Source organism: Aeribacillus sp. FSL K6-8394, assembly GCF_038008865.1.
GTDB classification, from domain to species: domain Bacteria; phylum Bacillota; class Bacilli; order Bacillales; family Aeribacillaceae; genus Aeribacillus; species Aeribacillus composti.
Map to the genome: position 1 here is coordinate 791,120 of NZ_JBBPAA010000001.1, position 22,061 is coordinate 813,180.

General features: G+C 38.6%; 18 protein-coding genes. 15 read left to right on the top strand and 3 right to left on the bottom strand.

The window, feature by feature from the left end; translation table 11 throughout:
* Window positions 1-27 precede the first annotated feature (27 nt).
* The 12 genes from NSR00_RS03645 to NSR00_RS03700 all read left to right on the top strand — a co-directional run bounded on the left by NSR00_RS03645 (window position 28) and on the right by NSR00_RS03700 (window position 12,722).
* A complete protein-coding gene (locus NSR00_RS03645) occupies window positions 28-345 on the top strand; it encodes an STAS domain-containing protein (RefSeq protein ID WP_063389572.1) in 318 nt (105 codons plus the stop codon).
* Between the two features lie 602 nt (window positions 346-947).
* Window positions 948-1,679, top strand: coding sequence for a LytR/AlgR family response regulator transcription factor (locus NSR00_RS03650; RefSeq protein WP_340787046.1), 732 nt, complete (start codon window positions 948-950; stop codon window positions 1,677-1,679).
* Between the two features lie 135 nt (window positions 1,680-1,814).
* Complete coding sequence (locus tag NSR00_RS03655; protein WP_340787047.1) at window positions 1,815-3,914, top strand: HD domain-containing phosphohydrolase; 2,100 nt, start codon at window positions 1,815-1,817, stop codon at window positions 3,912-3,914.
* Between the two features lie 53 nt (window positions 3,915-3,967).
* Entirely contained in the window at window positions 3,968-5,587 is a 1,620-nt protein-coding gene (locus NSR00_RS03660) for a methyl-accepting chemotaxis protein (protein WP_340787050.1), read from the top strand.
* A 53-nt stretch (window positions 5,588-5,640) separates the two neighbouring features.
* Entirely contained in the window at window positions 5,641-5,958 is a 318-nt protein-coding gene (locus NSR00_RS03665; protein WP_063389567.1) for an STAS domain-containing protein, read from the top strand.
* A gap of 68 nt (window positions 5,959-6,026) precedes the next feature.
* On the top strand, window positions 6,027-6,797 hold the full coding sequence (locus tag NSR00_RS03670; protein ID WP_242009281.1) for a PP2C family protein-serine/threonine phosphatase: 771 nt from the start codon (window positions 6,027-6,029) through the stop codon (window positions 6,795-6,797).
* A gap of 427 nt (window positions 6,798-7,224) precedes the next feature.
* On the top strand, window positions 7,225-7,869 hold the full coding sequence (locus NSR00_RS03675; protein ID WP_063389565.1) for an HlyD family secretion protein: 645 nt from the start codon (window positions 7,225-7,227) through the stop codon (window positions 7,867-7,869).
* 86 nt (window positions 7,870-7,955) lie between these two features.
* Window positions 7,956-9,587, top strand: coding sequence for a DHA2 family efflux MFS transporter permease subunit (locus NSR00_RS03680; RefSeq protein WP_445659575.1), 1,632 nt, complete (start codon window positions 7,956-7,958; stop codon window positions 9,585-9,587).
* A gap of 79 nt (window positions 9,588-9,666) precedes the next feature.
* Window positions 9,667-10,083, top strand: a complete 417-nt coding sequence (locus NSR00_RS03685; RefSeq protein ID WP_082829330.1) for a MarR family winged helix-turn-helix transcriptional regulator — start codon at window positions 9,667-9,669, stop codon at window positions 10,081-10,083.
* A gap of 193 nt (window positions 10,084-10,276) precedes the next feature.
* Window positions 10,277-10,930 carry an MOSC domain-containing protein gene (locus NSR00_RS03690; RefSeq protein WP_340787058.1) on the top strand — a complete coding sequence of 218 codons (654 nt, stop codon included), beginning with the start codon at window positions 10,277-10,279 and terminating at the stop codon, window positions 10,928-10,930.
* A 372-nt stretch (window positions 10,931-11,302) separates the two neighbouring features.
* Window positions 11,303-11,878 carry an RNA polymerase sigma factor gene (locus NSR00_RS03695; protein ID WP_063389561.1) on the top strand — a complete coding sequence of 192 codons (576 nt, stop codon included), beginning with the start codon at window positions 11,303-11,305 and terminating at the stop codon, window positions 11,876-11,878.
* Window positions 11,850-12,722: a hypothetical protein gene (locus NSR00_RS03700; RefSeq protein ID WP_340787060.1), complete on the top strand. Its 873-nt coding sequence runs from the start codon at window positions 11,850-11,852 to the stop codon at window positions 12,720-12,722. Before NSR00_RS03695 ends, NSR00_RS03700 begins: the two co-directional genes overlap by 29 nt.
* Window positions 12,723-12,806: 84 nt before the next feature.
* Here NSR00_RS03700 and prpB read toward each other — a convergent pair whose 3' ends face one another.
* From prpB to mmgD, 3 genes are all read right to left on the bottom strand, one after another.
* Window positions 12,807-13,712, bottom strand: coding sequence for a methylisocitrate lyase (gene prpB, locus NSR00_RS03705; protein ID WP_094245715.1), 906 nt, complete (start codon window positions 13,710-13,712; stop codon window positions 12,807-12,809).
* Between the two features lie 403 nt (window positions 13,713-14,115).
* The gene (locus NSR00_RS03710; protein WP_066246660.1) at window positions 14,116-15,564 is read right to left on the bottom strand and encodes a bifunctional 2-methylcitrate dehydratase/aconitate hydratase; all 1,449 of its coding nucleotides are present in this window, start codon (window positions 15,562-15,564) and stop codon (window positions 14,116-14,118) included.
* 24 nt (window positions 15,565-15,588) lie between these two features.
* Window positions 15,589-16,698: a citrate synthase gene (gene mmgD, locus NSR00_RS03715; protein ID WP_063389557.1), complete on the bottom strand. Its 1,110-nt coding sequence runs from the start codon at window positions 16,696-16,698 to the stop codon at window positions 15,589-15,591.
* 515 nt (window positions 16,699-17,213) lie between these two features.
* On the opposite strand from mmgD, the gene ppx reads away from it, so the two are divergent.
* From ppx to NSR00_RS03730, 3 genes are all read left to right on the top strand, one after another.
* Window positions 17,214-18,746, top strand: coding sequence for an exopolyphosphatase (gene ppx / locus NSR00_RS03720; RefSeq protein WP_340787064.1), 1,533 nt, complete (start codon window positions 17,214-17,216; stop codon window positions 18,744-18,746).
* Window positions 18,747-18,779: 33 nt separating this feature from the next.
* Window positions 18,780-20,891: an RNA degradosome polyphosphate kinase gene (locus NSR00_RS03725; RefSeq protein ID WP_340787067.1), complete on the top strand. Its 2,112-nt coding sequence runs from the start codon at window positions 18,780-18,782 to the stop codon at window positions 20,889-20,891.
* Window positions 20,892-21,054: 163 nt separating this feature from the next.
* A complete protein-coding gene (locus NSR00_RS03730; protein ID WP_340787069.1) occupies window positions 21,055-22,002 on the top strand; it encodes an aldo/keto reductase family protein in 948 nt (315 codons plus the stop codon).
* Window positions 22,003-22,061 lie beyond the last annotated feature (59 nt).

The window sequence follows — 22,061 nt, forward strand, 5'->3', positions numbered from 1 at the left end:
CATGATTTAGAAAGGAAGAATTTTTGTATGTTTTCTTATAGCCTCGATCAATTGAACGAAAAAGCATACGTCCGGTTTGTCGGAGATTTAGATATTGAAGTCGCGGAATTAATGGAAACAGAAATTATTCCGGCTCTGCAAACCTATACAAATATTGAGTTTGATTTTCAAGAAGTTCCTTTCGTTGATTCCACCGGGATTGGACTGCTATTAAATTTAATCGAGACAGTCAAAAAGAATGGGTTGGATGTTCAAGTGAAAATAAAAAACGTTCAACCTTTAGTGAAAGATGTATTTGATATGCTCCAATTAGATAAAATTTTAGGAGAAAATGTATTTGTATAGGTATTACGATAATGAAGTGGGATGAGTGCTATTTTAGAAGCAGAAAACAACATGTAGACGATGCAGTATTGGTAGAAATCAGCAAAACAGCCGATTTCTACCTTTTGATATGTAAAAAAATACTAATATTGGCATTTTGTGTATTTTACAGATTGTTGAAGACTGAGTTGGGAGCCCGGGGAAAATTCAAATTTTTTCTATAATGTTTCTGTTAAAATAATTTTTATTTCAAATTGGCATCCCGGTGGTTTTATATCGGGAAAAGATTTGAATTGCAGAACGATCCTTGCAGAAATCGACGCATTTCAACTTTTTCGCAGCTTGCAAGCATCTTTTCGGCGACAAAATTTGATTATAATGAAAAACTTATTTTATGAAAATATTTATGTGAAATTTATAAAGCAAAACGGCTTTTCAGCATTTTAAGTACTTGGATAAACATCGAAGACGCTGTCTGCATCATGGAGACATCCAACAAGGAAAGATGCCGGTTTCATCCGCAATTCATGCTTTCCTTTTGAAAAGGAACATCATCATCCATGCAGAATACACAATAAACTCAAAAAGACGGCACGCAAACTAGAGCAACGAGGTGGAGATTTATGGAGAAATACAAACTGATTATTGCAGATGATGATCACCCTTCAAGACTGATTTTATCCCATTTTATTCAATTGTTCCCCCAATATGAAATCGTCTGTGAGGCAGCTGACGGAGAAGAATTAATTCAACGATTTATGAAGAAAATTCCTGATATTGTTTTAGTTGATGTCGATATGCCGAAAATTAACGGAATGGAAGCTATGAAAATATGTAAAGAAATTCATCCGTCCTTGCAAGTCATCTTTACAACTGGGTATGATGAATTTGCTGTTGAGGCATTTAATCTGTCTGCTACAGATTATATCGTAAAGCCAATTGAACGGACTCGATTATTTACGGCGCTTGAAAAGGCGAAAAAAGCGATTGAAATAGAGAAAAAATTATTAAACAAGCATCCATTTAAAGAGATTAAAAAGCTTTCGATTAAATCGAATCAAACCTTTCATTACATCTCATCGGACGACATCCTATTTATTGAGAAGAACGGAAGAAAAACGGTGTTTCATACTGCAGAACAGCAACACGAAACAAACGAATCTCTGCAAGAAATAGAAGAGAAATTGCCTTGTAATTTCTATAAAACTCATCGTTCCTATATTGTTAATTTGAAAAAGATCATAAAAATTGAACCACAAGGCGAAACGTATGCCGCCCATTTTTCTGGAAGCGATAAAGTTGCCTACATTTCGAAATTGAAAATACAAGAGGTGCACGGATTGTTAAGGGCATGATATTTGCAAGGGAGAAGTTCTAAAATGGATTTTTTCTTTTTTATATTGAAAAAGCTTTAAAAATTATTCGGGGATTTTTCATTCAATTCGTAAAATATGTCTGACCCGAGTTTTTAAAAGAAAGGTGTATCATACATGCCGATCTTGTTGAAAGAGAAAGGGTTCATGTTTATTGTCATCGGCTTTGGCCTGCCCATTATTCTAATACAATTATGGAGTTTAGAGAAAACACATATACCATTTGCCATTTTAATAGCGATTCTTGCAGGGATATTAGAAATATTTCCTATCGAACTCCGCAATGGTAAGAAGCTTTCTTGTTCAAGCATTTTTAACATTGTGGTTCTTGTTCAAATGGGAATTCCGGAAGCTGTGATTGTTGTTTTCATCGCTTCTTTATTCTTATTTTACAATAGCAAATTAAGCTTTATTTCTTGGTTATTTCAGGCTAGTCAATGTGCGGTTGCTGTTTTTTTGGCAGGATTTGTATTTGAGTATTTTTTTGGCAAACTCGGTGTTTTTACATATATAACCTCCGTTTTCGCATTTGCATGCACAACGTTTATATATTTTTTCATCTTTTTTACCATTACAGTGATTTATAAGAGTCTCGTTTTCTCTCAAAATTTTTCAGATGTTTTGACAACAGAGATGAATGATACATTGTTAGCATTTGCTGTGACATTTATTTTAGGATTTCGGCTTGCTGCTATTGATTACGATCAACAGCCTTTTCCATTTTGGTTTGAAACGATCTTTGCCGTCGCTGTTTTTTTATTCGCTCGATCCATTGCTCAAGTACTAGTTCGTCATAGAAAAAACCATTTGGCCACCTTAGAAAATATTACACAGTATATGGAACAAAAAGTTCATTTGCCGAAGGGGCATTCTAAAAGGGTAGGAGATTTAGCACGCCGCATCGCAGAAGAGTTAAAGTTAAGCCCCAAACATGTTGATGCTGTTCATTACGCTGCCTTGTTGCATGATATTGGAAAAATACAAATGGAGCATGAAATTTTTCAGAAGCGCGGGGCTCTTACGCTTGAAGAAGAAAAGCTTTATAAACAACATTCCGAGTTAGGGGCAAAGATGGTTTCAGCAATATCGGGAATCGAAAAAGCTGCCCAGTATGTCCGTTTTCATCACGAACAATGGGATGGAAAAGGCTATCCGGATGGAAAAAAAGGAGAAGAAATTCCATTGGGAGCCCGCATTATTGCTGCGGCAAATGAGTATGACAAATTGATGCATTCTTCTGGAATTATCAATCAAAAGAAAGCTTTTCTAAATTTAAAGAATACAAAACTTGATCCAAAATTAGTAGAAATTGTTTTAAAAATAGCTGATTTCAAAAAGGCAGGCAAAGATCATCATCCGGGATTGATTCAGGCTCAAAATCAGCAGCACTTTCACGATATAAAATATAAAGGCTCGAAGCTTCTGAAAGATTTTGCTGTTGTACAAGCTGTATTTTATCAAAATGGCAGCTTCTATCATATAAATGGTGAAAAAGTTCAAATTCCTTGTGAACAACAAATCAAAAGCCTGATTACGAATCATCCTATTCAAAATGGATATGCACATGAATTTATTGAAGATGTTCCAAGTCGGAAAATGTATAACGTTCATTGGATCTGTTTGGAAAAGAAAATATTATGTCTATTGTTTGATGTAAGTCATTTACGAGAATATGAGAGAAAACAGGAATTGAGGATACGTACAATTTACCGTGATTGTTTATACGCCGTCACACAAGGAAAATTGACTCTGATTGAACGGGAAGAATTAAAAAGCTTTAATCAAGGTGAGAAGATTGCGGAATTTCCTGTTTCTGAAAAAAATGATGTTGCGGCATGTAGAACGTTTATTGACCAGTTGTTAAAAGATCGGCATATTTCAGAAAAGAAAAGATATAATGTGCTCTTATCTATTTCTGAAGCTGTAACAAATGTATTAAAGCATGCGGTTGAAGGAAAAATGAAAGTTTATTTGAACCATGATTGGTTAAAAGTGATTGTAGAAGATAAAGGAAATGGCATCAAATTAAGCGAACTGCCGAAATCAATATTGTTAGAAGGTTATTCCAGCAAACGGTCATTTGGGCACGGTTTCAGCATTATGTTAAAAATGATGGATAAAATTTCAATATATACAAGTACAGAAGGAACGACGATTATTTTAGAAGTAGATTTAAAGGATCGACTCATAGAGAGAAGAAAAAACATTCCATTATGATAAAGATCATTTTGCAATCAAGTACTTGATCCTTTCGTTCGGAGTGAATGCGGATGAATTTCTTAAAGAATAAAACGATCATTGGTCAAATTATTACAATGATTGCGCTTATTCCGATTATTATTTGTTCTATTTTCATCTTTATTTTTGTCAGGCAGATGGAGAAAGAATTTGATCATTTTCATAAAAATGATGTGTTACGAACAGCAAGCATTTTAAAAAGCGCGATAGAAATCAGCGAAAATTCCAAAAAAACGGTTGAACGTTTAATTGACGAAAAGCTGCACTTAATTTCAAAAGAGATTGCAAAAGAATTGCGCGGGAAAACGATCGAGGAAGTGACTCAGCAAGATTTAATTGCATTGCGCAATAAATATGATGTGTACAATATTTCTTTATTGGTAAGAAGAAATGATGATATAATCATTGCCCAATCTTCAGACCCAAATGAAATTGGTTTAAGCACAAAAGAGTGGGGGTATTGGTATGATGCTTTTCAACAACTGATGTCAGGTAAGCCTGTAACAGTAGGAAAAGGTTATTATCAAGAACATTATTGGGTTGGTCCGATCTCCAAATCAGACTGGGAAAACAAATATTTTAAATATGCCTATTATTATGACGGAACAACTGAATTTATGATTAATCCGTATATTCTTGATTCTGAAATTTATCATGCAACGAAGCATTCGGATCCTGAAGCGCTTATTCATTCCATTTTAAAATTTAAAGAAAGTGAAATAGAAGAAATTGCGGTTATAAATGCCAATGTACTGCTTCGGAGCGAAATTCGAGATATTATTGAACCGGAAAGAGATGCGCCGATATTATATGGAAAAAATTCATATAAGCATGAAAAAGATCATTTTTATATTCAAAAAGTTTTGAAAGAAAATCAAATGGAGTCGGTGAAACTCGGGGAAAACTATCGGAAATATTATCTGCCAATTCCAAATGACAGGGTTATTACGATTGTCACCGACTTAAGCGCTGGCACAAAGTTTTTTCATAATATCATTTTTTTGTTTGTCCTGTCATTTGTTGCTGCCTTTGTCATTATATTTTTCGTTTTGCAGGTCATTACGAAAAAATATTTAACTCCGATCCCTACTATTCACCGTTATATTAATAAAATTGCAGCAGGCGATTTGACCGAAGAAATTCATGTCGATCAGAAAAATGAATTCGGTGATATTGCTGCCCATTTAAATGAAATGACTGACCGCATCAGCCAATTAATTGTCGATATTAAAAACGATATTGAAACATTAAGGCTCGTTTCAAACGTTTTATCAGAGACAGTGCACTCTTACTTTCATGTCATGGACGAAGTTTCAACAACCATGACGAAGGAATCGCGGGAAATTTTTCATGAAATAGAATTAGAGGTGAAAGAAATACGACAAAACTATGAAAATATCAATCAACAATTTGAAAAACTAAAAGAAGCGAATCATCTTGAATTCCATCATGTCTCTAATTTTATTATTCAATCAAGTCATCAACTCATAAAACTGAATGATTTGATGAAACAAAATGTCAAAAAAGTTACGGAAATGAATTTATCTTCTTTTGATGCGATACAGCAATTGAATGAAATTATTATTCAATTAGACAACCTTTCAAAGGATTTAGAAAATAAAATAAATAAATTTAAAGTTCAAGAATCATGAAACACATAAAGGTGAAAATGAATTGCTCAGTTTTTCTGCTAAGGAGGGTATGTATGGGTCTTACGGTTCAAAAGGAAATTCAAGATCAAAGCCTCACATTATACATTAAAGGAGTTTTAGATATTTCAACGGCTCATGTGTTTCATGCACATTTTAATGAAATCGGCAATTTTCAAGTATTGACGATTGATTTTAGCTATTTGGAATTCATTGATTCATCCGGAATTGGTGAAATCATCGATTTAATTTATTTATCTCAAGAAAAAAACATAAAATTAGTTTTTAAAGGTATGAATGATTTCACAAACCATTTATTTGAAACAGTTGGATTATACGAAATTTTAAAATCGATTCAAGGGGAGGTTGTTTGATGCAAAGAGACTTTTTAACGTATCAGCAATCTTCCTATACGATAGAAGATGTTAAGAGAAAGGAACAAATGCTGCAAAGGGAAATAAACTTGGCACGGACGATACAAACAACGTTGTTGAACGGGCATGCTCCATCGATCGAAGGGGGAGAGGTATTTGGCTATTCTATACCTGCCCGATTAATTGGCGGGGATTATTACGACTTTTATCCGCTTGTCAACGGAAAAGTGCGCATCGTTATTGGGGATGTGATGGGAAAAGGGATTCCTGCTGCGATGCTCATGATCTTAACGCGCGGCGCCTTTCGGACAGCCGCTGAAAGCACGCAAAGCCCCGGAAAGACGCTGACTGCAATGAACAAAGCGTTATACAATGATTTGAGAAAGTTAAAATCTTTTGTTACCGTTTTCTGTGCCGATTGGGATCCGCTGTCGGGAACGTTTACATATGCAAATGCCGGCCATCATCTTCCGCTGTTTATAAGAGGCGATGCGGTACATGAGCTTCCAAAAGTGAAAGGGATTATGATTGGCGGTCTTCCTAATCAAATTTACCATGAAGAATCGATCCAATTATTTGAACATGATTCAATTTTCTTTTATACAGACGGAATCATTGAGGCGCAGAATAAACGCGGCGAGCAATTTACATTGGCACGGCTGATCGAAACGTTAAAACAAAATCAGGATAAAAATGCTGGGGAGATTGAAAAAAAAGTGCTGGAATCGATTCATAAATTTACAGAAGGCGTTCCGCAAAAAGATGATATGACTATGGTATTCTTAAAAGTAGGGAAACAAAAAGTCGATATTTCAAGTTTAAATTCGCCTGTCATGTAACGTTTATTTGAAAACGTGATTGTTTGGAGGAATTGAAATAAAAAATTTTACACTAGTTGGAAAAATAAATCTTGGGCTGGGAATCGCTTTTATCATAGCTGCTCTTTTCCTATTCATGCAGCATTTTTACAATGTGATTTATTTAAACCGTTTTCTTTTTGAGATTTCGTTCGTTTGTCTTGGACTTTCATGAATGTTTTCAGCAGCTTTTTATCAAAAATCGAATGGAACATGATTATGCTTTTTGGACAAAATGACCCAAACAGTCCATTGTACTGTCTGGGTCATTTTTATATATATATATTTCGGTACACGAAAAACATTGACTCGGATAAACGATTGTCATATGATAAATAATGCAGTTTATAAATATTTCATAAAATGAAATATTTATTTAATGAATATTTTTTTGTAAGGGGGATAAAAAATGAATGTGAAAAAGTTGGTCATATTAAATATTGTTGTTCTCGTTGTTTTGGTTTTAGGAGGTTTTGCCGGATTCTATTATTACAATGAGTCGGTCAACTATATTAAAACAGATTACGCAAAAGTGGACGGACAGCAATTAGTGATCGCCGCCCCTGCTTCCGGAGTCTTGACAAAATTTGATGGAAAGGTTGGAGCACAATTTCAAAAAGATAAAGTCATTGGAAAATTAGCCGTACCTGGGGAGGATGAACCTGTCAGCATTCAAATGCCCCAGTCCGGAACGATTGTCCAAACAAATGCGGTAGAAAATTCATTTGTGGCAGCTGGTACCCCTTTGGCATATGCATATGATTTCGATCATTTATGGATCACTGCCAATATTAAAGAAACCATTATTGGGGATGTAAAAGTTGGTCAAGATGTTGATATTTACATCGACGGGTACAGCGAGTCTAAACTTTCGGGAAAAGTAGAGCAAATCGGAAAAGCAACAGCTAGCGTCTTCTCATTGCTTCCAAGTGAAAATGCGGACGCAAACTATACGAAAGTAACACAGGTGATTCCTGTGAAAATATCTATTGCGGATGCAAAAGGGCTAGGAATTATGCCGGGAATGAATGCAAAAGTACGCATCCATAAATAAATGATTTAACCATATAAACTGAAGGAGGTGGAAGCATGCCGTTTATCATCAGTTATACGTTTTTCACTCTGATTGTGCTGATCGTCATGAATGTTTTCCTTGTCAGAAAGAAAAACTGGCATACAAAAAAAGAGGAAGCACTTGATAAGGAAGTGCCGGTTGGAAAAGTGCTGTTCGTTTTAATGTTTGGAATGTTCATTGCGATTTTGAACCAAACAATTTTAAATGTAGCGCTTCCGGTCATGATGACGGATTTAAATGTCAATGCGACAACAGCACAATGGCTGATGACAGGCTTTATGCTTGCAAACGGAATTTTAATACCGATCAGCGCATTTTTAGTTGAAAATTTCGGTTTTCGCAAGCTGTTTATTACAGCGATGATCTTGTTTACAATTGGATCGCTCGTTTGTGCCGTATCAGCAACATTTCCATTGGTGATGATTGGCAGAATTATTCAAGCGATTGGTGCAGGAATTTTAATGCCGCTTGGCATGAACATTTTTTTGACTGTTTTTCCTCCTGAAAAAAGAGGAACAGCCATGGGGACGATGGGGATTGCCATGATTCTGGCTCCTGCAATTGGTCCGACACTCTCAGGATGGGTTGTGCAAAATTATGATTGGCATTTTTTGTTCTACGCGATGGCTTTGATCGGTTTAATTGATATCTTTTTCGCCTTTATTTGGTTCCGTTTAGAAAAAGAATTAACTCGCCCGACGTTTGATATCCAAGGGATTGTTTATTCAAGTATTGGATTCGGCGGCATTTTATACGGGTTTAGCGAGGCTGGAAGCAAAGGATGGTCAAGCGCGGAAGTTATCATCAGCTTAATGGTCGGAGTTGTTTTTTTAATTTTCTTTGCCGTAAGACAATTGAATGTGGAAAAACCTCTGCTTGAACTAAGAGTATTTAAGTACAACCTCTTTACGTTCACATTAATTATCAACTCGATTGTTACTATGGCATTATTTGGAGGAATGCTGCTTCTCCCGATTTATTTACAAAATATTCGCGGTTTTACACCGATTGAATCGGGTTTATTATTGCTTCCAGGAGCAATGATCATGGGATTAATGGGGCCGATAGCAGGAAAAATTTTCGATCGATATGGTGTAAGAGGATTAGCAATTGTCGGTTTGGCCATTACAACATATGGAACATATGAATTCACGCAGCTGACGGCCGATACGCCCTACACAACCTTATTAGGAATATATATGCTGCGGTCTTTCGGAATGTCATTGATCATGATGCCAATCATGACTGCCGGTATGAATCAGCTGCCATTAAAGATGATTTCCCACGGAACAGCCATGTCGAATACGATACGCCAAGTGGCTGGATCTATTGGAACCGCATTATTAGTAACGGTTATGACACAGCAATCAACAAATCATTTATCAGATTATACGAATCTTGTGTCAAAAACTGATCCAATGTTGATGAATCAGCTGCAAGCACTTGGCAGCAGTATGGCTCAATCAGCCGGACTTTCTGCACATGCTGGTCAAACTATTGGTGCTCAGGCACTTTTAGGGCAGGCATTGCAGCAATCAACCATCGAAGGGATCAACGATGCATTTTACATTGCGACCGTTTTGGCATTCATCGCGCTAGTTCTTTCCTTTTTCTTAAAAACACCAAAGAAAACGCTCCAGGAAAGCTCGTTCGAAGCAGCAAAAGTTAAAACCGAAGCATCTTCCCAAGAGTTATAAACAAAGATATAATGAATGAAACGGGGATGTCCGGCAGAGGACACCCTTTATATATGTGAAAGGAAGGGAAAGTAATATTATGAATCCGACATCCTCCTCCATGACGGAATTAGAGAACGAATTTATAAGGATTTTTCGTGATTTGCGAAATTTTTATACAATGGGGAAAAAATATGGCTTGTCAAGAAATGAATTTTTTATTATGAAGTTTTTGCTGAAAAACGGCCCTCAAAAACTATCTACCATTTCCCAAGAATCTGATATATCTCCCAGTTTCCTCACAGGTATTACTGATCAGCTAATCGAAAAAGGCTACATCGAACGGAATAGATCAAAGAAGGACCGCCGAATTGTCCAAATCTCTTTAACAAAAAAAGGAGAAGAAACCATCATAGCGGTTCAACAGGACTTGATTCAATATATGCGTTCCAAATTCAACGCATTTACAGAAGAAGAAATTCAAGATTTAATTCGACTTTTGCGGAAAATACCATAATATCGTCCGTGGTATTCAAAATCAGTAGTGCCTGACTTTGTAATTTTAGGAGGTTACAGCACTGGAATAGATTTTTTTATCCTGTATGATTTTTTGAAAATCATACAAACTGCAGACTTGCCGCTTAACGATAATCTATTGCTGCTCCCAAACGAAGTTGGAAGATCTTAAAGAATTAATGGAGTTGATCAAAATGGAAGCAAAAACTTATGAAATTATTTCTATAAATGTAGGAAAACCGAAAAATTTCATATATAACGGCAAAGAATTCGTCACTGGAATTCAAAAGCAGCCTGTTGATGGACCGGTTTTTTTGTCATTTCTTAATTTTTCAGGCGATGGTCAGGCAGATCTTGTTCATCATGGCGGTAGAGATAAAGCGGTATGCGTTTATCCGTATGATCATTATGCCTATTGGGAGCATGAGCTTGAAAGAAAGCTGGATGTGGCGGCATTTGGTGAAAATTTGACAGTAAAAGGCTTGTTGGAAACAGAAGTTTGCATCGGGGATACGTTCCAATTAGGGGAAGCGGTTGTGCAAGTTAGCCAGCCTCGGCAGCCATGCCATAAGATTGCCAAAAAGCACAGGGTGAATGACTTGCCGCTTCGTGTTCAACATACTGGTTATACCGGTTTTTATTTTCGGGTGCTGAAAGAAGGCTGGGTGGAGACACCATCACGCTTGCAGCTCATTGAAAAACATCCGCTAAACATAACGGTTTCTTTTGCGAATCAAATCATGTTTCATGATAAAACAAATAAAGAAGGAATTGAACAAATTCTTCGTGTGGACGAACTATCGGAAAGCTTTCGGGATTCATTGATGAAACGCTTACAATCCATTTAGGAACATCTACCAAAAGAAGGGGTTGGAAAATCGGCTTGTATATAAATTAGAAATGCAAGAGAGATCATTAAAATTTCAATGATCGTTGTTTTTAGATTACTATTTTCAAAGGTTGAGCTTCTGTGGAGAAAGCGTCTTACATTTCAGCTACTTCCCATATAATAAGCCAACGATCCACTGATGCAGGGCAGATCGTTGGCTTATTTTACAAAACTTTTCCATCTAAAAAGCTCCAAAATTTGAGTTCTTGCTTTTTGTGAGAAAATAGGAATTCCTCCAATCTATTTCTGCAACTAGAATCTGCATGATTCGATACTTTTTCTCCAGCATTTCGTCTAATTGATTGTACGAGAAAGAGAGGTGCACCTCGGCATGCGAGATGAAGATTTGGTTCAAAAGGCTTTAGAGGGGGACGATTCAGCCTTCCGTGAGCTTCATGACCGCTACATTGGCCAAGTGCTCCGCTATGCATATATGCAGACGGGGGATTATCATCGGTCAGAAGAAATTGCTCAAGATGTCATGTATAAAATGGCGGTTCATTTAGCGAACTTTCAAGGAAGATCAAGCTTTAAAACTTGGCTGTTTACAATTGGAAGGCGGGTTGTTATCGATTACCATCGCAAGTATAAAAAAGAAAATAACACGGTCTATTTAAGCCCCGAGGACTTAGGGCATAAACAGGATAAACATTTAGTAGAACAAAATATTCTGGAATATTCACTCAGAGAACAGATCATGGCCAGTATGGAAAAATTGTCCCCGGATGAAAAGACGGTCCTTTATTTAAGATTTTTTGAAGGAATGTCTATAAAAGAAACAGCCAAGGTAATGTCGAAAACGGTTATGGCGGTTAAATCGCTGCAAACAAGGGCTAAAAAGAAATTGTCAGCCCATTTAAAAAGCGAGGTGAATGATCATGAAAAAACAACTCGTACCGCCGAATAGCGAAAAGCATGAAGAGTCAATAAAACAGCTTTTTCATCACTTTTATATAGAACCGACAGATGAATTTAAAGAAAAAAGTTTTCAAAAAGCTTTAGCCGGAATTGAATTAGCTAGAAATAAAGAGAGAAGGAAAAAAGCCGCCAGCAAGCTTCAGCTTGTATTCTCATTTGCGGCCGCAGCAGCTGTATGCATCCTTCTAATGATTTTTCCTCCTTTTCAAACAAATGAGACGAAAGAAGACGGCCAGCATTCAGATCAACAAAGCATACTAATGTCTCCCCAACAATCTCAAAATGCAGAAAAGGAAGAAGAAAAAGGAGATATCAACCGACCTGAATCGATCGAAATGACAATTTCATTGGAAGGAATGGAAGAAAAGGAGCTGTATCACCTCGTAAACATAAAGCAACTACCTTTTACCACATATATTCCGGATCGTTGGCAGGCAGAATATATTGAAGAAAAAAATTTGATCGGAGCAAAGCTGATAGCGGTGAATGAAAAATATGGGGAAGTTGATGTCATGTTTTTTCCAAAAGGGACATCTTTAAGAGAGGCGGAAAATTACATTACAGATGAATTGCTGGGAAATGTTTCTTATAAAGTTTTATCAGCGGAAGAAGAAGAGAAAAGAAATATACCTGATTGGTCTCTCCGTTCCTTTCATTATGAAAATGTAGAGCAGACGAGAACGGGCGAGATTTATTTAAGCGAGCATAACAGACAGTACTTTTATATACAGAGAGAGTTTGCTAATGAAGCATTGGAAGGATGGGGTTCAAGAACAACAACGATTTTGGAGCAATGGGAATGGAAGGACACGAAAAAAGGATTGTGGGATTAAAAAGTTTTATGAATCAGAAATGTGAGCAGCTACTATTTTTTCCGGTAAATACTTTTTCATCCACGGGGCAAACCCCGTGGATGGTTAATCTTCAGGCAATACTGTTTTTGCGATTGTTTGGTCGAGCGCTTCGAAATCATCGTAATGAATCACTTCATAAAGTTCCTTGCGAGTTTGCATATTCTCGAGCTCGCTTTTTTGAGTTCCAGACGATTTAATGGTTTGGAATAGGCGTTCATACGCTTTAGCGGCGGCGCGAAGAGATGAAACAGGATAAATCACCATTGAATAGCCGAGTTCCGAAAATTCTTCTGCTGTATAGTAAGGAGTTTTTCCAAACTCTGTCATGTTTGCGAGAAGAGGAGCTGAAATTGCCCGGCTCACCTTTAAAAAGTCTTCTTTTGTTGAAAGAGCCTCAGGAAAAATAGCGTCTGCTCCCGCTTCAACATATCTTTTGGCGCGTTCAATGGTGCTTTCAATTCCTTCAACTGCATAGGCATCCGTTCTGGCAACAACGACAAGAGTCGGCGCTGCCTGTTTAATAGCTTTAATTTTTTGCATCATCTCTTCTACAGACACAAGCTTTTTGCCGTTTAAATGTCCGCATTTTTTCGGAAGATCTTGATCTTCGATTTGGACAGCAGCTACTCGTGCTTCTGCCATTTCTTTAGCTGTTCGGGCGGCATTCAAAACACCGCCGAAACCGGTATCAATGTCAACGAGAAGCGGCAGATCAGCCGCCCGCACGATTTCCCGCGCCCGGCGGGCAACCTCTTCTGACGAGACGATGCCCAAGTCAGGAAGCCCTTGGCTCGCGGTATAGGCGGCGCCTGACAAATAAAGCGCTTGAAATCCTGCTTTTCTCGCTATAAGTGCAGCCATTCCATCATGGGCTCCAGGAATTTGAAGGATTTCCGGTGCGTTCATTAACGTTCGAAACCGATCGGCCAACTCCTCTTGTGTCGATTCTTTTTCAACGATCCAAACCATGGAATCACCTTCTTTTCTGTCATTTCATCTTAGCTTTACAGAACTATTAATTACGTTTCTAGAGGCAAGCCGCGTTTTTCATTAAACGAGCGCTGCCCTCGTCAAGTCTACTCGAGGGTGCCGCCCTGTATCCACGCTTCGCTTACGGTCTGTTTTGTACCCTGATCTTTTGTCTGTTAACTTCCGTCATTTGGTACAAAATCGATTCTTTCGTTCTTTTTGACTGCCCAAAAAATTTTCGCTTTACAGAACATTTTTCGGTGTGGCCGATTGCCACACCAGCTCGATATAGTTATCTCAAATGTTCTTACAAGCTTTATAACATGTTTTTTCTTGCCAAACAATGAAATTGCGCCAAAGTAACATGCATATGATGCAAAACAACGTGTGATCTGCCCCGGATTTATATAACAAATAAATTTACAAACTCATGTACAAACGTCTCTTCCAGCACGTTCTGGTCAAGCGAAACGTCTAAGATTTGCTTGAGTTGCTTGTTTGGGAACCGTGTTGCCAAATTGTTTTCATATTTTTGGATCAGCTTAGGCAGACCTTCTTGACGGCGGAATCTGTGGCCGATTGGATATTCCCGCACAACTTGGCGCGTTTCCGTTCCGTCTTTAAACCGTATTTGAACTGCGTTGGCAATTGACCGTTTGTCCGGATCGAGATAATCTTTGCTGAACTGTTTATTTTCCACAACTGTCATTTTTTCACGAAGCGCATCGATTCTCGGGTCTTGTGCGATTTCATCTTCGTAATGATCCGCTGTTAAATCGCCATAAATAAGACCGATGGCAGTAATATATTGAAGGCAATGATCACGATCAGCCGGGTTGAGAAGAGGTCCCGTTTTGTCGATGATGCGAATGGCTGATTCATGCGTCGTGATCGTGATTTCTTCGATCTCATCAAGGCGATCTTTTACTTCAGGATGAAGCTCAATGGCGCATTCAGCAGCTGTTTGCCCATGAAACTCTGCTGGATATGATATTTTAAATAAAATATTCTCGATTACGTATGATTCCAAAGGACGGGCGAGCTTCAGTTTCTGTCCTCGGAACAGCACGTCTTCAAATCCCCAGTTCGGAGCCGATAGGGCAGAAGGATATCCCATTTCACCTTTTATGGCCATAAATGCAAGACGTACAGCGCGGCTTGTTGCATCGCCAGCCGCCCACGACTTGCGAGAACCAGTATTTGGAGCATGTCGATATGTCCGAAGACTTGAATTGTCAATCCAGGCATTGGAAAGGGCGTTGATGATTTCATCTTTTCCCCCGCCAAGAAGCTTCGTAACGACAGCAGTTGAAGCAACCTTTACGAACAGCACGTGGTCAAGCCCGACTCTGTTCAGGCTGTTTTCAAGTGCCAGCACCCCTTGAATTTCGTGGGCTTTTATGATCGCTTCAAGAACTGTCCTCATATTGAGCGGCTTTTTCCCTTCTGCTACATTCGTTCGGCTTATGTAGTCGGCCGCAGCTAAAATTCCCCCCAAGTTATCAGAAGGGTGACCCCATTCCGCTGCAAGCCAAGTGTCATTATAATCGAGCCAGCGAATCATGCAGCCGATGTTAAATGCACCGTGCACGGGGTCTAATACATATGAAGTGCCAGGGACGCGGCACCCGTTTGGAACAACCGTCCCCGGAACGATCGGACCTAAAAGCTTTGTGCATTCAGGGTAGCGAAGAGCAAGTATGCCGCAGCCCAGCGTGTCTAACAACACATAGCGGGCGGTTTCAAACGCTTCTTTACTTTGAATTTCTTTATTTAGAACATAATCGGCAATTTCTTCAAGCAGTTTGTCTGTTTGTCGATTTTCATTATTTTTTACTAGTACTTCTGCCATTTTTACAACCTCCTAAGCTATCCATTACTGTTGTACTTTCAAAGAACGTTTTCCTGTATATTTCACGCGCGGACGGAACAAACGGTTGTTATTATGCTGTTCGATCACATGGGCGCACAGGCCTGCTGTTCGAGCGCTGAAGAAAATAGGAGTATATAAATCAATCGGAATGCCAAGCATGTAATAGACAGGAGCCGCATAATAATCGAGGTTCGGATACAATCCTTTTTCCTCTCTCATAATGGTTTCCCCGGCTTCGCATATTTCAAGCAATCGAAAATCGCCCCGTTGTTCGGACAGCTGCTGCAATGCTTTTTTCATAAGCAATGCTCTTGGATCCATTTTTTTCATATAGACGCGATGGCCAAATCCCATGATCCGTTCCTTATTTGCTAATTTTTGTTTAATCAATCGCTCAAAATTTTCCTTTGTACCTGCTTCTTCAATTAAATACATCACCGCTTCATTGGCTCCGCCATGCAGGTGTCCTTTCAAAGAGGAAACCGCACCGGCGAGAGCGCCATACAAATCTGCATGTGTAGACGATATGACGCGGGCGGCAAATGTAGAGTTTGGCATTTCATGTTCGATATAAGCGATGAGCGAGCGGTCGAATATTTTCGTTTCAAGTTCAGTTGGTTTTTTTCCTGTAATCATATATAAAAAATTTGCACTGTAGGAGAGATTTTCATCTGGTGGAATGACTTCTTGTTGATTGAGTAGATGATAACTGCTGGCAAGAATGGATGGCATCTGTCCTAGAAGATTGATAGATTTCGTTTTATTGGCCTGTTCAGATCTGTCATCAATGAGCGGGTCAAATCCTGCTAAAATGGAAATGCCTGTTCTCAGGGCGTCCATTGGATGAGTTGTCTTCGGCAGTTTGGAAAATACGTCGTAAAGCACGTCTGGAAGCTCTCTTTTCGCTAGAAGCTCGTTTTCAAATCTAGCTCTTTCTTGTTCAGACGGAAGCTTGCCTTCAAGCAGCAAAAACGCAACCTCGACATATGATTTTGTTTCGGCAAGTTCAATTAAATCGTATCCTCGAATGACAATTTCTTCATTTTCTACATCGAGAAACGAAATCGTTGTCTCAGCTGCCACTACGTTTTCTAATCCTGGTCTAAACTCCATCAAATATACCTCCTTCAAAAGTTTTCGAAAACGCTTTACTATTGATGCAAACAGGGAAAAATGAATATCGGGATGATCGATCGCTTTCACAAATTTTGTTATTGGGCAATTGCTGAGACAATAACATTGTTCATTTCTTAAAGCCTATTCATTTCTCCCAAATCTCAAAGCGATCTTGCTATAATTGACCGCCTCTCCTTGTCGAAGCTTAAATGGATAGGAAACCATTTTTTTACTTCTGGAACAAATATAGCACATTTTTTTAAAAAAGAAAATGAATCTTCGGAATTTTCATTTTTGTAAAACGACAGCTTTCACAAAATTCATTTGAAGAACTGACTTTAAAAATGGAAGCCAGCTTCCAGCAATCGGAGGCTTTGCGGTTTTAATGTCTTTTGGATGTTGACTGCTTATTTATATTCTATTCAAATCTTTTAAATAGACTGGAAAAATAGTACGATATAAGTAAAAAATAACATACTTTCTTCATTGGATTTCATAAAAGGATGGGAAAAATGACAGAGAAAAAAATCGGCATAATAGATTTAGGATCGAACTCCATTCGCCTCGTTATTTTTCATATTGATCAGAATGGACAATATAAAGAGCTTTACAATTTCAAGATCAATGCCCGTTTAGCTACGTATATCGATGACGAAGGAAATTTGTCAAAAGAGGGAATCGAGGTTGTCATCGATTCTTTAAAAAAATTTGTTCCAATCGTTCAATTTCATCAAGTGGCAGAAACGAAAGGGGTTGCAACGGCAGCTATTAGATCTGCCAAAAACCGGAAAATGGTCTTAGAGGCTATAAAAAGAGAGACGAATTTCGATTTTCGCGTCCTTTCCGGCCAAGAAGAAGCCTATTACGGCTACTTAGCTGTTATACATTCCGTATATTTAACTGAAGGCATAACCATTGATATAGGCGGAGCAAGCACGGAAGTTGCGTATTTTAAAAATCGAGAGCTCGTCCATTCATACAGTTTTCCGTTTGGGGCCCTCACATTAAAGAAAAGGTTTATTGCCAACAGCGAACCGAAAGAATCGGAAATGAAAGAGCTGACAGCGTTTTTGCGAAATGAATTTTCTTCGCAAAAATGGCTTAAAAACAAAAATGTTCCGGTAATCGGGATAGGCGGCAGCGCCAGAAATCTAATACGGCTTCATCAAAATAAAACCAATTACCCGTTATTTGGTATTCATCAATATGAAATGGAACCGAATGAAATTAAAAAAATAAATCAATGGCTGATCGGAATGACTGTCTCGGAGCGTCAAAAATTAGATGGACTGTCGAAGGAACGCGCGGATATCATCATTCCTGCAATTGAAGCAATTTATATGCTGACAGAAATCGTATCAGCTCCATTTTTTACAATGAGCAGCAAAGGCTTAAGGGAAGGGGTCTTTTTTGAGGAGGTGTTTTCCAACTTAAACGTCCGGTCTTTTTCTCAAGTAGCGGACGAAACATTTTCCAAGCTGGCCAGTGATTATAAAATCAACTTAAAGAATACATCATTCCTCCTTCGTCTTGCTTACGTATTTGTCAGCGAATGCGAGGCAAAGCAAATCATGTCCTTTACACAAGAGGAAAAAGAAATTTTGTTTAAAAGCACAAAGCTGGTTCAATTCGGAGAAATTATCGATCATCATTCAAGCAGTCAGCATACGTTTTATATTTTGACAAATCGATCGCTTGACGGAATCAGTCATAAAATGCGGTTGAAACTCGCATGTGTCGCTTCCTTTAAGTCCAAAAAAACTTTGATGAAATATATCTCTCCTTACAAATCATTATTAACGGAAGAAGAAATTTTATCGCTGGAGCGATTAGGCGCGATTTTGAAATTCCTTTATTCCCTCAACACGACACACCGTTCAATCATTTCCGAACTGGAGGTGAACAAAAAGGAGGGGGAAAAGATGGAAATATCTTTAGCCTGCAACAGTGATTATACTTTTGAAGAGCAGGAAGCAAATAAGCAAAAAAAGCATATGGAACGCGCTTTTAACTGCCAAGTCGAATTATCATTTACACTCGTCTAATGGACATACGAAAGGTAAAAGGTGGGCGAAATTATGCAAGATAAGAAAGAACAATTGATTCCAGATATAAGCCGTCCAGAATTTTATAATAACCGTGAATTAAGCTGGCTTGCATTTAATGAGCGTGTCATGCAAGAGGCCGTTGACTTTGAAAATCCTTTGCTTGAGCGGATGAAGTTTTTAGCTATATTCAGCTCGAACTTGGATGAGTTCTTCATGGTGAGGGTTGCTGGTTTAAAAGATCAAGAAAAAGCTGGTTTTAATTTACCGGAAAATAAAGCCGGCATGACGCCAAAGCAGCAGCTTAACGCCATTTCGGCGAAATGCCACACATTGGTCGAACGCCAATATGCAATATTTAATGAATATGTACAGGGGGAATTAAAAGAGGAAGGGATTGAATTTCTTAAGCTTAATGAATTAACTGGCGAACAATTCCGATTTTTGGAACAAAAGTTTGATGAGCAAATTTTCCCGGTTTTGACGCCTCTTGCGATCGATGCGTACAGACCGTTTCCAATGCTTTTAAATAAATCGTTGAACTTGGCCGTATTGCTTCAATATAAGAAAAAAGAGCGGAAAAAACCTTTTTTTGCAATCGTTCAAGTTCCTGCTGTTTTACCTCGCTTCATTGAAGTGCCGAATCAAGATGGAAAGAGGCAGTTTGTATTTCTTGAGGATTTGATCAGCAGTTTTATTTACAAACTGTTTCTCGGTTACAAAATCATTTCGGTCTCACCGTTTCGCATTACGAGGAATGCAGATCTGACCATTGATGAAGAAGGGGCGCGGGATTTGCTGGAAGTGATTGAGAAGGAGCTGAAAAAGCGGAAGTGGGGTGCGGCGGTCAGGCTTGAAATTCAAAAAGGAACGATAGATGAACGTGTTTTAAATTATTTAATGGATGTGCTGGAAATTCAAAAAATAGATGTTTATGAAGTGGACGGCCCGATCGATTTAACGTTTTTATTTCCATTTTATACCCATTTGCTGACCGATTTTGAGCACCTTGTTCATGATTCGTTCATTCCGCCACCTCCGCTCGACTTGCCGAACGGAAATTTGTTCGAAGCTATATTAAAACGGGACTTATTATTACACCATCCGTACGAATCCTTTCAGCCTGTTGTTGAATTTATTGAAAGTGCAGCGGATGACCCTCAAGTGTTGGCAATCAAGCAGACGCTGTATCGTGTAAGCGGAAATTCGCCGATCGTTCAAGCATTGGCAAAAGCTGCGGAAAACGGGAAGCAGGTGACGGTTTTAGTTGAATTAAAGGCAAGATTTGATGAAGAGAACAACATCCATTGGGCAAAAATGCTTGAACAGCACGGAGTTCACGTTATTTACGGCTTTCACCATTTAAAAACGCACAGCAAAATTACCCTTGTCGTCCGGCAGGAAGAAGGAACGGGTAAAATTCAACGCTTCGTTCATCTGAGCACGGGAAATTACAATGACGTCACGGCGAAACTGTATACGGATATCGGCTTTTTTACAAGCGAAGAAACATTTGGGATCGATGCAACCAACTTTTTTAATTATTTGAGCGGTTATGCGGAAAAACCGGATTGGAATCATTTTTCTGTATCGCCATATGATATGCGGGAGACCTTTATCAAACTCATCAATCAAGAAATCGAATGGCACCAGAAAAGCGGCAAAGGCCGGATTATTGCCAAAATGAATTCTTTAACAGATAAAACGATCATCATGAAGCTTTATGAAGCTTCGCAGGCTGGAGTCAAAATTGACTTGATCGTAAGGGGAATTTGCTGTTTGCGACCGCAAATAAAAGGCGTGAGCGAAAACATTCAAGTGCGAAGCATCGTCGGCCGCTTTTTGGAGCATAGCCGTATTTTTTACTTTCACCATTTTGGGGAGGAGAAAATTTTCTTATCCTCTGCTGACTGGATGACAAGAAACATGATTAAACGTGTTGAAATTCTTTTTCCGATTTATGATGTCCGTTTAAAAGAGCGTTTGAAAAACATCTTGGACATACAACTTAAGGACAACGTCAAAGCGCGTTTTCAGGATGCAAACGGCGATTATCATTATGTTGAACGGTCGGAAAACGAGCCAGTCATTAACTCGCAAAAAATTTTTTATGAAGAAGTGGTTCGCTACCATGACGCTGACTGATCGGCAGCGCAAGTTTTATGAAAACTAGAAAACTTTTTCACATGCGGAAAAATGATAGATTTTTGTCCCCTTCAAACAAATTGCTTTCAGATTCGAAATGTTTAGTATTATAATGAGTCTTGAATGAATTTTTTGCTATTTTTTGAAAAAAGGGGATGAATAAATGAAATATCGCAAATTGGGAAGAACGGGGCTAAAGGTTAGCGAAATCAGCTTGGGAAGCTGGCTTACATACGGAAACTCCATCGAAAAAGAAACGGCCATTCGGACGATTGACAAAGCGTATGAGCTAGGCATCAATTCATTTGATACAGCGAACGTTTATGCAACTGGGGAAGCGGAAAAGGTTGTCGGTGAAGCATTGCGGAAATATCCGCGTGAATCATATGTTTTGGCAACGAAAGTATTTTGGCCGATGGGAGATGGCCCCAATGACAAAGGCTTATCGCGGAAGCATGTGTTTGAACAGCTCCATGCCAGTTTAAAACGCCTTCAATTAGATTACGTTGACATTTATTACTGCCACCGCTATGATCCGGAAACACCGGTCGATGAAACGCTGCGTACAATTGATGATCTTGTCCGGCAAGGAAAAGTGTTATATGTCGGCGTCAGTGAATGGACTGCTCAGCAAATACAAGAAGCTCTTGGCACAGCAGATCGATATTTGCTGGACCGCATCGTTGTCAACCAGCCGCAATATAATATGCTGAACCGTTATATTGAGAAGGAGATTATTCCAGTCTGCGAACAAAACGGCATTAGCCAAATTGTTTTTTCGCCGCTTGCACAAGGTGTTCTGACGGGGAAATATAAGCGTAATGGAGACATCCCGGAAGGAAGCCGTGCGAGTGATCCAAAAGCAAATAAATATATCAATGATTTGCTGACAGATGAAAATTTATTGAAGGTAGAAAAATTAGGAAAAGTGGCGGATAAATTAGGAATTAAACTTTCCCAATTGGCGATTGCTTGGGTATTGCGGCAGCCGAATGTTGCCAGCGCTCTGATCGGATCCACCAAGCCGGAGCAAGTCGAAGAAAACGTCAAAGCAATTGATGTGGAATTAACGGAAGATGTGCTCGAGGAAATTGAGCAAATCCTGTCGTAGTTTTCCTTATGGCAGAATACAAACTTGTTCATTTTGATTGAAGAACAGACGTTTCAATA

What these genes read in the sequence shown, in the direction of transcription:
- NSR00_RS03690 (WP_340787058.1), top strand. Translation starts at nt 10,277, where the DNA reads ATGGAAGCAAAAACTTATGAAATTATTTCTATAAATGTAGGAAAACCG.
- NSR00_RS03665 (WP_063389567.1), top strand. Translation starts at nt 5,641, where the DNA reads ATGGGTCTTACGGTTCAAAAGGAAATTCAAGATCAAAGCCTCACATTA.
- NSR00_RS03730 (WP_340787069.1), top strand. Translation starts at nt 21,055, where the DNA reads ATGAAATATCGCAAATTGGGAAGAACGGGGCTAAAGGTTAGCGAAATC.
- NSR00_RS03700 (WP_340787060.1), top strand. Translation starts at nt 11,850, where the DNA reads ATGAAAAAACAACTCGTACCGCCGAATAGCGAAAAGCATGAAGAGTCA.
- ppx (WP_340787064.1), top strand. Translation starts at nt 17,214, where the DNA reads ATGACAGAGAAAAAAATCGGCATAATAGATTTAGGATCGAACTCCATT.
- NSR00_RS03725 (WP_340787067.1), top strand. Translation starts at nt 18,780, where the DNA reads ATGCAAGATAAGAAAGAACAATTGATTCCAGATATAAGCCGTCCAGAA.
- NSR00_RS03680 (WP_445659575.1), top strand. Translation starts at nt 7,956, where the DNA reads ATGAATGTTTTCCTTGTCAGAAAGAAAAACTGGCATACAAAAAAAGAG.
- NSR00_RS03710 (WP_066246660.1), bottom strand. Translation starts at nt 15,564, where the DNA reads ATGGCAGAAGTACTAGTAAAAAATAATGAAAATCGACAAACAGACAAA.
- NSR00_RS03645 (WP_063389572.1), top strand. Translation starts at nt 28, where the DNA reads ATGTTTTCTTATAGCCTCGATCAATTGAACGAAAAAGCATACGTCCGG.
- mmgD (WP_063389557.1), bottom strand. Translation starts at nt 16,698, where the DNA reads ATGGAGTTTAGACCAGGATTAGAAAACGTAGTGGCAGCTGAGACAACG.
- NSR00_RS03685 (WP_082829330.1), top strand. Translation starts at nt 9,667, where the DNA reads ATGAATCCGACATCCTCCTCCATGACGGAATTAGAGAACGAATTTATA.
- NSR00_RS03660 (WP_340787050.1), top strand. Translation starts at nt 3,968, where the DNA reads ATGAATTTCTTAAAGAATAAAACGATCATTGGTCAAATTATTACAATG.
- NSR00_RS03650 (WP_340787046.1), top strand. Translation starts at nt 948, where the DNA reads ATGGAGAAATACAAACTGATTATTGCAGATGATGATCACCCTTCAAGA.
- NSR00_RS03670 (WP_242009281.1), top strand. Translation starts at nt 6,027, where the DNA reads ATGCTGCAAAGGGAAATAAACTTGGCACGGACGATACAAACAACGTTG.
- prpB (WP_094245715.1), bottom strand. Translation starts at nt 13,712, where the DNA reads ATGGTTTGGATCGTTGAAAAAGAATCGACACAAGAGGAGTTGGCCGAT.
- NSR00_RS03655 (WP_340787047.1), top strand. Translation starts at nt 1,815, where the DNA reads ATGCCGATCTTGTTGAAAGAGAAAGGGTTCATGTTTATTGTCATCGGC.
- NSR00_RS03675 (WP_063389565.1), top strand. Translation starts at nt 7,225, where the DNA reads ATGAATGTGAAAAAGTTGGTCATATTAAATATTGTTGTTCTCGTTGTT.
- NSR00_RS03695 (WP_063389561.1), top strand. Translation starts at nt 11,303, where the DNA reads ATGCGAGATGAAGATTTGGTTCAAAAGGCTTTAGAGGGGGACGATTCA.